Below are 9,954 nucleotides of genomic sequence, written 5' to 3'. Positions count from 1 at the left end.
ATAGTTATCCACAGCTGGTTTCTAATGGAACCAGCTTTAGCCCCTGGTCAATGTTCGACTGGCACTGCTGATCACGTTTGCACTGGCACTAACAGCCATTGTGAGCGCGCTTCGACTGCGCTGCCTCCTGTCGTAGGTGGTCAAAACAGCTGTTTTAAAGCTATTCAGCAATAGGCTTCTGCACGCGCAAATTGCGCCCAAAAAGAGGCCCTGAATTCGAAATCGTAAAGCTGTGCCACAAAAAATTGCCCCATTTTTCTGCGTTATTATAAAAAGTGAGTGACAACTTCTATTGTTTTCGTGTGAGAAAGCAATAGAACCCAAGAAATCAAAAAAGGAAAGTTCAGTCTTCCCAACACGGAAGACACCATGAACCACTCTCCTGCTTTTGAAGGCACGCTGATCAACCGCAAGACGGTCCAGGAACTGACGCACAAGTGCCCCGCGTCCATTCACAACGCGCTCAACGCAAAAGGCCCGTACTTCGACCCTGACTTCCCACGCCCGATCAAGTTGGGAATGGGCAGGGGCAACTACTGGATCGAGGAGGAAGTCCGGGTCTGGCTGGCAAAGCAGGTGGCTTTGTCACGACAGCCACTCAGAAAAGGAGGTGCCCACAACTAGTGCCCTTCTTTTCCTACTCAACAAGCGGGGGGCCAAAGCCCTCCATCGATAGACCCACACAGAGACTTCAAATGTTTTTTATTCCGCCCAAGTCCCCGCACACGAACTCATACCCTTTCGGTGCATTTGCTAATCAGGAACTGAACGAGATCTTTTACGACGTCAAGGACATGACCCAAGCGCCAGCGCCGCTTATCGGCAGCGCAATGATGGCCATCATGGCGTCAGTGACGCAAGCCCAGGTCGACGTGGAAGGACTGACCGGTGAGGCAACACCCTGTAGCCTGATCGTGGCAGTTGTTGCGGACAAAGGAGAGCGCAAGACCACAGTCACGAAGATCTTGATGAAGAAGATCGAGGAGGCCAACCATGAAGCCTAAAAGCCCGGAACAAGCAGCTTGGGATGCCGAATGCAAGCGCCTCCTGAAAAAGATCACTCGGACCTCTTGTGACGAAAAGGCCAAACAACTTCAGGCGCAGTACCGACTACATGTCGGATTGCGCCCCAAGCCATTTCTGCCAGGTCTTCGCGAATTTGGCGATACGACCACAGCCGCCTTTTTGGAGGGGCTTGCATCATCCGGTGGTACCGCTATCGTCATCGCCGACGAAGGGGGAACAGTTACCGGCGGTCAAACGCTCGCGCATCTTGCCTGGTGGAATAAGGCATGGGATGGAACCACCTTAAACCATGATCGATTGAGTAGCGGGTCCATCGTTGTCGAAAACCCAAGAGTCGTGGTCTTTCTCGCGATTCAACCGGAGCCGTTCCGGCGCTTCTTTGAGAAGAATCACTACATGGCACGCGAATCGGGATTTTCTTGCAGAGGCTTGTGGGCTTATGTGGAGAGCACGCAAGGATACCGAGGAGTGGGGGGGCATAGTGCCAACAGGCCTTACTCGGCAATCAAGCAGTTTCAGCGCCTTAGACATGAGGGCGAAACCCGCAGCAATGAGATTCTTCGGGACCCTGATGCGACTCGACAGCTTCTTCGACTGACAGCCGGGGCCACTCGCCTACGACAACAGTTCGCCACTGAAATGGAGTTGAGCCTGCGTCCAGACGGTGCTTATGCGGATGTCCGTGATCAGGCTTCGAAGGCAGCCGAGATAGCAACCCGAATGGCTGGTGTCATGCATTGCTTCTTTCAGCTCGATGGTGACATCGACGAGAGCACGATGCGCGACGCAATTTCTCTCATGCGATGGCACTTGGAGGAGTACCGGAGACTCTTTGGTGAGCCGAACCAGTACTCGCATGCGTTTGAGGACGCAATGAAGCTACAGGATTTTTTGGTGAAGGAAATCAATGCGCACGGGTGGTTTGGGGTGAGCAGTTTCCAAAGAAGTCGACTCCGCACCTTCGGCCCCAATCAATCGCGCGATCCAAAGCGCTTCGACGCAGCTGTTGACTATCTCGTTAAACAGGGTGCCATGGACGAGGTGTGTGTTAAGGGGGGAGCTCGCATCAATTTGGTGCGGGAGTACTTCGCGCCTTTGGTGAATGAATTTTCCATGGCGCAGCACAAGCCTCAAATCTCCAGTTTGTCGAGTGGCCTTGGCTTCCAGCAACCTGGCCAACTTGGGCAACGCATTGGGTATTGGCCGTCGATTTAGGTGTCAGTGAGACCTTGCCGCGGATCGGTGGCAGTAAGCCCCATGGCCAAAGCACGGTCGATTTGTGAGTAGGCCCCCCTGCTAACCCGCTGAACTAGCGGGTTAGCAGGACCCCCCCCTCAAAAAATCGTCGCAAAAAAGGCTCACGCCCGCTCCGCAGAGACACCCTTCAACGGAAAAACAGTTTACGAAAGAAGATCAGTATGGAAGTTACAGCAAATATGCCAAAGCCAGTTGTGGGGGCCGCTCCGGCTCTCCCGTCGGTGTTAGATCGGTACTTTGCAGCCGCCGAAGAGAAGCGTCTTGTGGACGAAAAGCTATCCACTCTGCGCCAAGCGTTGGTCTCGGAAGGGCTCCAACAAATCGCACAGTGTATTGAACGGTACCAGCTCACTGCAGAGGATTTGAAAGAGGTGATGCCGCCCCAGGCGCCCTCGAATTCATTTCAGAAAGTTGGTTCAACTACCCGCCGCAGTTACCGTGATCCCACAACTGGAAAGATTTGGAATGGCCATGGGAAGCGCCCCAGTTGGTTGCTTGAGCACGGCCCAGATGCGTGCCTCATTACTTGAGATGGGTGCATAGAACTCATGACAAGCCAACGCCATGCCCCCTAGAAGGGTATTGCGTTGGAGTGCCATCTTTCACTGCTCGTCTTTGATTTCGAACGGCTCCCACGATTGCATGGATGTTGCTACTTCTCTAGACGCGACCCAGACGACATTGAGCTCGTATTGCTGAAAGGCAATCCACTGCTTGGTGCGGATCTCTACCAATTCCGGCATGTCGCCCATGAGTGCGATCCGCTTCGAGTAGTTGGCAATAACACTGTCGTTCTGAAGGTCCACTCTTGCGAATTTGTTTTCATGCAAGTGCGGTGGCATGGAATCGCTGGCAATAGCCTGTGGGGCTGGATGGTCGGAACTGTGCGAACCCCGAGGCTCCCAAGGAGAGAAATCTCCAGGGGAGTAATCATTTTTGTAGCCAAAAAGCGATCGCAACTCCAAGTAGTCTTTCATCGCAACTTGCCATGCCAATAGATCACCTGGGTGGCAAAGAGCGCGTAATGGGAAAAGGCCTTGTCTGATCAGATAACTTGCTTCCTCCGGAATTAGTTTGCTGCTGTAAGTAGGTTCTAGTTCTGTGTCTGGAAGGAAAGGGATATCAACAATAGAGCCAGGGGTAAAACGCTGGTTGTTTTCTCTCCAATGACTTAGGTCGAGTGCGAGAAAGCTGATGGGCCTCTCTCCATCGCTTTCTATGCAGTCTATCGGTGACCTTCTATAGAAAACCTGATAGAGAAGATTGAGTAATCGGTATCCATTAAGAGCGACTGCCGGGTTGTGTTCATTGCGCTCTGAACTCTTCTCTTGCAGGAAGAGAAAAGGAGGCAATGGCACTCCATCGAAAAGTACCTTTTGGAGAACGTCAATCGCCTCAGCATAGGTCCACTTCTTTGATCCGATGTCGTGGGAGAGGCGTAGTGACTTTTCGTGTACCCATGCCAGCACTTCCACTAGTCGTGGTGAGGAGTTTTTGAAAGGCCTGGCAATTGAGTCGCTGTTGTCGAGTTGGCGAAAGAACATGACTGGGTTTAATTGAATGATTGGCTGAACACCATCTCAGCCTTTGTGATTCGTTTCATAGCTCTGAGCATCTCAAAAAAAGCCTTGTGGGGGCATAAAGCGGGCTTCGAACGGATGTAACTCAGATGGGATTCGTATGAGCTAGATTCAACTTTTTCGCCAAAAGCGTTGGAGTTTGCTAGGGGTTTTCATTGCATAGATAGCTTTTAGTACATGGAGTATATGTTATGTGGTATTTGTGCTATGTATTGACTGCTTTATAAGGTCAGTCTCTCAGTGCTGAGATACCTCTCATAAGGCTATTGTTCGATATAGGCTAAGTCTCTAATATCTCTTCGTAAAGTGAGTGTAGTTGACTTAAAAATAAGAAATCAATATTCATTCGAATGAATGAGCAACGGAGTAAGCGAAATGTTTGTAGACCAGATGGAATCGCACGTTGGTTGTGCAATCGAATCACCCCATTGTGTAGTCACTGTAGATAGGGGCACTCTTGTGTGGCTTGAGCAATTGCAATCGGCATTGCAATCCACTTGCCCGATTGGAAGAGGTAAGAAAAAGCTCTCTATGACTCCTCATGCACGTGTGCGAAGAGCCAAGAAGCTATCAGCTCTTCTGGAGGGTATGGCTCTCTCTGAGGTGATTGAGCGAATTCGGCTCGCCAAAAGTGACCCACACATCGCATGCCTGGATCGTGCTCTTCCGTCCATTCTGAAGGACGCAAGCATGACTGAGCATTTGTCGAGTGGTGCGGCACTGACTCTGGCAATGGAGATCCTTGACGAGCTCATGGTTGTGTATGCGAGTTGGTTCGGCAGATCAAAAGTTGACAACGCGCGACGAGAGCGGGAACGTGCCTGTGGAGCATTGGTCAAACGAATGCTCGCGTTCAAAAGAAGATACCCCAAGCTCATGGTTATCAGACTCGATGTGGGCTACGGTAAGCAATATGCGGCCCGCGCCGATTCAAGTCACGAGATCCTAGACCACTGGAGTGATCTGTTGCACGCGATCAAGGAGGGCTTTGCCGCGAGCTTTCTTGGCTATGCCGCCAAGATTGAGTACGGAGTGCGTAAGGGCCCCCACATGCATCTAATGCTGCTTTTCAATGGATCGAAAGTTCGCCAGGATGTGACGATCGCTCGGCTCATCGGGGAGCTGTGGAAGAACAAAGTGACGAAGGGTGCGGGGCTGTATCACAACAGCAATGATCCGAACTACAAGGCCCGTTTCACTTACTGTGGTGTGGGCGTTTTTAGTGGACTCGATGACGCGACGATTGCGGGGTTCCAGCGAGTTGCTGACTACCTGGTCAAACGAGAGCTCCTTGTCAGGGTGGCAATGCCACATTTGGGTCGAGCACTCAGGACTGGACTTGTGCTTCCTTCTGCGCATGGCCAGCAGTAGGGATAGAGAGGAGCAGCTTTAGGGGCGGTGGACTGTATTGCAGCGATAGCAGTCATCTGCGTATCGAAGTCGACCAAGTAAAATCGGTCATAACCGGACATACGCATACCCCCCTTGTTCTGCGGCCTGCTCCCGAAGGTTGCTCTCAGAGGTTTCGAATCTGCAATATGGTGGTGAACGTAGATGCGTCAGGATTGCGGGTTTACCCTTGATTTTGATCAAATTCCCCGGTCAGCCTCGGGGGGAATTTCCGACACCTTGGGATATCTCGTCGGCCAGGGCGCGTAACAGCGGTACATACTTGGTGGCAATCTCTCGCTCAGATACGGCATTACCCTGCATAACGAGATTGATCGCCCCGATCGCATGCTCGCCAATGCGGATGGGAAGGCCAATGGCCGTCACACTGGCTTCCGAAGCCCACTCACCTCTATTGACCGCATAGCCACGGCGCCGAGTTTCGCGGACGATCCGCTTTATGAGCGGCGCATCCCTTGCCATCTCGCCAATGGCATCTGAGCGTTCACCCAGAAGTGCCAGCGTAGCCTCTCTCTCCTCTTCCGCACACCAGGAAAGCCAAGCCCTCCCCAAGGACGATACGAGCATCGGAATGCGGATGCCAATGGTCGCGCGGTGCTGCGAAAGCATACTGACTCGGTGGGTTGACTCACGCACGAACATGAACCCACCGTCTGGCGTGGCCAAATCACTGGGCCATGAAAGAGCGCGAAGATGGTGGCGCATCGCAGGGGCGGCGATGCTGTCAATCCAGTCGGCACCTACGTATCCCTCAGAAAGTCTCCTGACTTCAAAGCCAAGTGCGTATGAGGCACCATCGTCCTTGTGATGCACGAGTCCCTCTGCCTTCAAGGTCTCAAGTAGCCGCTTCACAGTGGTTCGATGCAAACCTGTTAGACGGGATATTTCCACCACGCCGCCAATGCCTCCAGGCATGGCATTGAGTACTCGCAAAACGGCGAGACCTCGGCTCAATCCGCGCACTTCACGGTACTGAGCGGCATCGGAAAACGCATTTACTTGGGGCATGTCAAAGACTTTTGGTGCACTCTGTGCACGCACTATACGTCGGGTTCACGCGCTTCGATACTTCGATCCATGCAGCAAGTGGCTGCAGATTGAACAGGCACAACGTGCCCATATCAGGAGACAACATGTCAATTTCTCGACGCACTCTGTGCTCCATCGCCGCGTTGGCCCTTACTGCAAACGTGGCCTTTGCCCAGGAATGGCCTGCCAAGCAACCGATCCGCATTGTTGTCCCATATCCCGCAGGCGGAAACGCGGACTCTGCCGCACGGGCTCTGGCCGAAGTGGTGGGCAATAGCCTCAAGCAAGCTGTGATCGTAGACAACCGTCCTGGTGCTTCTTCGATCATTGGCACGGACGCCGTGTCCAAGGCTCCCGCGGACGGCTACACCATCGGCGTGGTCTCTGACTCGCATGCCATCAACCATGCAATGGCCAAATCGCCCAAAGCCAGCGAAATCCTGGGCGCGAAGGTGCCCTATGACGCGATGAAGGACTTTGTGCCCGTTGCCGGCATGATCGCGGTGCCTCTGGTCTTGGTGGTAAACCCAAAGGTTCCATCGCGCACACTGAAAGAGCTGGTCCAGTACTCGAAGGAGCGCACAAAGGGCGGACTGAACTTCGGCACGATGGGCACTGGTAGTCCCTGGTTCATCCACATGCACCAACTGCAAGAGATGACGACTGGCCAATTTGTGGATGTCCCGTACAAGGGCCTGGCGCCAGCGGCCACTGATCTTCTCGCGGGCCAGATTGACAGCATGGTGATGCCGGTGCACTACGCACAGCAGTACATCAAAGCGGGAAAGCTGATTCCCATCGCGACGCTCGGCGCTCAGCGCCATCCCCTCCTGCCTGACGTGCCGACCGTGCTCGAAAGCGGCTACACGGGACCTGCAATTGCCAACTACCTGTTCTTTGTAGCGCCCGCTGCAACGCCTCCGGCCATCGTTGAGCGGCTCGGACGTGAGCTTAACGCGGCGCTCAAGCTGCCCGCGATGAAAGACAAGCTGAGCGCATCAGGCGATCCCTACCCCGCCGACTCGGCCGAGTTGGCCGCCCGGGTGCGTCGTGACATCGACACCTACGGCGCAGTGATCCAGAAAACCATCAAGTAGCCAGAGTGAGATGAAGCCATGAGCCAAGAGAACGAATTCCAGACAGACGTGCTGGTGGTGGGCACAGGCCCAATGGGCGCAACAACCGCGCTGGCACTGGCCACGTATGGCGTGCGCGTGCATGTGGTTAACCGCTACAACTGGACTGCGAACACACCACGCGCCCACATCACCAATCAACGTGCTGTTGAAGTGCTTCGGGATCTTGGCGTTGAGCAGGAAGCTCGGCGCGACGCGACACCGTGGGAATGGATGGGGGACACCTTGTTCACCACCAGCCTGGCTGGCCCTGAAATCGCCCGCCTGCGCACATGGGGCACCGGAGATGCGCGCGTTGGAGACTATCTGCAAGCCAGTCCTTGCGCGTTGATGGATCTTCCCCAGGACAAGATGGAACCCCTCCTTGTCAAAAACGCATATGCACGGGGTGCCGTGTTCTCCTTCAACACCGAGTACCTTGGCCATGTGCAGGACGCCGAGGGAGTGACCGTCTCGCTGCGCGATCTGCTCACGGGCCGCGAGTACGAGATTCGCGCGTGTTACTTGGTTGGCGCCGACGGTGCGCGCTCGAAGGTGATGGACGATGCCGGGCTGAAAGTGGAAGGCCAGCTCGCTCGCGCAGCCACCGCGTACGTTCTCTTCCGCGCGGACCTGACCCGCTACGTTGCGCATCGTCCCAGCATCCTGTACTGGGTCGTCACCTCCAATGCAGCCTTTGGTGAGATCGGTATGGGTCTCCTGCGTGCTGTAGAGCCCTGGAACCAGTGGATTGCGGGATGGGGCTTCGACATGAGCAAAGGCGAGCCAGACTTCTCGCCCGAGGAAATCAAGCGCAAGGTGCGCCTGCTGGTGGGAGATCCAGAACTGGAATTAGAAGTTGAGAGCACCTCGGTCTGGTATGTCAACCAGGCACATGCGCCTGTGTATTCGAACGGACGCGTGTTCTGCGGTGGGGACGCCGTGCACCGCCATCCACCCTCCAGCGGCCTGGGCTCGAACACCTGCATGCAGGATGCCTTCAACCTGGCGTGGAAGCTCGCCTTCGTGCTCAAAGGCTACGCAGGGCCTGCGTTGCTTGAAACCTATACGACCGAACGTGCTCCCGTGGGCGCGCAGATCGTGGCGCGCGCCAACCAGTCCCGCCTGGACTATGCGCCCCTGAAGGCCTGCTTCAGGGATGAGAAGGCGGCTGACCCTGTCGCGGCTGGCCTTGAAAAGCTGGCGGATCCTGGCGACGAAGGTGTGGCGAGGCGCACAGCGCTGGCTGCTGCCCTCGACCTCAAGAACTACGAGTTCAATGCACAAGGGGTGGAACTCAACCAGCGCTATGTATCGGCGGGTGTGGTCCCTGACGAAGATGCCGAGCGAGAGGTCTGGAAGCGCGACCCACAGCTTCATGTGCAGCCGACAACCCGTCCTGGCGCCAAGTTGCCCCATGCGTGGTTGGTGGGTGCCGATGGGCGCCGGACTTCAACGCTCGACCTGGTGGGCAAGGGGAAGTTTGCCCTTGTGACCGGCATTGCAGGGTGTGCCTGGGTGGAGGCCGCCAAGCAACTCGCCCTACCGTTCCTAAAAACGGTGGTCATCGGAGTGCACGGCGCTCAGGACTCCTATGCCACCTGGCACGGTGTGCGTGAGATCGAGGAAGCTGGCGCCCTTCTCGTGAGGCCTGATGGCGTTGTCGCCTGGCGGCAGCATGGCGGGGCTGCAGACGCAGAGCATGCCAAGGATCTGCTGTCGGAAGCGTTGTCATCGGTCCTGGCCACCGAAGTGCTGGTTGCGGAGACCGCGTGATACAGCGTGCATTTCTGGGCATGTCGCATACACCGCTGATGGGGTTGAACCCCATCGCTCCCGCGGTAGAAACAGCGCTCGAAGCAGCCATTGCGACTGCCCGTGAGCAGGTGCGGGCATTTGCGCCAGAGCTCATTGTCCTGATTGCACCGGACCACTACAACGGCTTCTTCAATGAATTGATGCCGCCGTTCTGTATTGGCACTGAGGCGAACTCGGTGGGGGACTACTCGACACCCAGCGGGTCGATGAATGTGGACGCATCCGCAGCGATTGGCCTGGCGAAGAAGCTCATGGACGAAGACTTCGACATCGCCATCTCGCGACGCATGTCCGTGGACCATGGATTCGCCCAGGCGCTGCAACTGCTGTGGGGCAGCCTCGATACCCCACCGGTGCTGCCCATCTTCATGAACGCGGTGGCTCAACCAGGCATTCCTCGCATGCGCCGCTGCAAGGCTCTGGGCGAAGTCATCGGACGCTTCCTGGACACAGACCCTCGGCGCACGCTGCTCATCGGTTCGGGCGGCCTTTCGCATGAGCCTCCCGTGCCTACGCTGTCTCACCCGGACCCTGCTGTGCGTGAGCGCATCACCAGCAAGCGGGAGCCGACCGAACAAGAGCGCCATGCCAAGACGCAGCGCGTCATGGCGGCTGGGATGGCCCTGGCATCAGGGACAAGCTCCATGAAACCCCTCAATCCTGAGTGGGACCGCCGCTGGATGGACAGCCTGGCCGGCGGCGAAGCCGATCTGCGGCGG

8 protein-coding genes and 1 pseudogene are annotated in these 9,954 nt (G+C 55.8%); 7 read left to right on the top strand and 2 right to left on the bottom strand.

From position 1 onward, the window contains the following. Window positions 1–369: 369 nt before the first annotated feature. The 3 genes and pseudogenes from DBR23_RS06545 (at window position 370) to DBR23_RS32225 (ending at window position 2,813) form a co-directional block, all read left to right on the top strand. Complete coding sequence (locus DBR23_RS06545) at window positions 370–624, top strand: AlpA family transcriptional regulator (RefSeq protein WP_108497697.1); 255 nt, start codon at window positions 370–372, stop codon at window positions 622–624. A 71-nt stretch (window positions 625–695) separates the two neighbouring features. Next, window positions 696–2,241, top strand: a pseudogene (locus DBR23_RS06535) (YfjI family protein). A 203-nt stretch (window positions 2,242–2,444) separates the two neighbouring features. Beyond that, window positions 2,445–2,813, top strand: coding sequence for an H-NS histone family protein (locus DBR23_RS32225; protein ID WP_108497694.1), 369 nt, complete (start codon window positions 2,445–2,447; stop codon window positions 2,811–2,813). Window positions 2,814–2,885: 72 nt separating this feature from the next. Here the strand turns inward: DBR23_RS32225 and DBR23_RS29205 are convergent, their stop codons facing one another. Continuing rightward, window positions 2,886–3,827 (bottom strand): hypothetical protein, encoded by a 942-nt coding sequence (locus tag DBR23_RS29205; RefSeq protein ID WP_146191251.1) that lies wholly within the window; start codon window positions 3,825–3,827, stop codon window positions 2,886–2,888. Between the two features lie 726 nt (window positions 3,828–4,553). Between DBR23_RS29205 and DBR23_RS06520 the strand changes: the two genes are divergently transcribed. Further along, complete coding sequence (locus DBR23_RS06520; RefSeq protein ID WP_158276430.1) at window positions 4,554–5,234, top strand: inovirus-type Gp2 protein; 681 nt, start codon at window positions 4,554–4,556, stop codon at window positions 5,232–5,234. A 231-nt stretch (window positions 5,235–5,465) separates the two neighbouring features. Here DBR23_RS06520 and DBR23_RS06515 read toward each other — a convergent pair whose 3' ends face one another. Beyond that, window positions 5,466–6,281, bottom strand: coding sequence for a DNA-binding transcriptional regulator (locus tag DBR23_RS06515; RefSeq protein ID WP_108497691.1), 816 nt, complete (start codon window positions 6,279–6,281; stop codon window positions 5,466–5,468). Between the two features lie 182 nt (window positions 6,282–6,463). Between DBR23_RS06515 and DBR23_RS06510 the strand changes: the two genes are divergently transcribed. From DBR23_RS06510 to DBR23_RS06500, 3 genes are all read left to right on the top strand, one after another. Further along, the gene (locus tag DBR23_RS06510; RefSeq protein ID WP_158276429.1) at window positions 6,464–7,399 is read left to right on the top strand and encodes a tripartite tricarboxylate transporter substrate binding protein; all 936 of its coding nucleotides are present in this window, start codon (window positions 6,464–6,466) and stop codon (window positions 7,397–7,399) included. Between the two features lie 18 nt (window positions 7,400–7,417). Further along, entirely contained in the window at window positions 7,418–9,193 is a 1,776-nt protein-coding gene (locus DBR23_RS06505; RefSeq protein WP_108497689.1) for an FAD-dependent monooxygenase, read from the top strand. Further along, window positions 9,190–9,954: 3-carboxyethylcatechol 2,3-dioxygenase (locus DBR23_RS06500; RefSeq protein WP_255581560.1), on the top strand; the 765-nt coding region annotated here is incomplete at its 3' end. The genes DBR23_RS06505 and DBR23_RS06500, both read left to right, overlap by 4 nt.

Origin of the sequence: Acidovorax sp. HMWF018 (assembly GCF_003061035.1) — a bacterium.
In the GTDB taxonomy this organism is placed as follows: Bacteria; Pseudomonadota; Gammaproteobacteria; order Burkholderiales; family Burkholderiaceae_C; genus Acidovorax; species Acidovorax delafieldii.
This window is presented reverse-complemented; position numbering and strand designations above follow the sequence as displayed.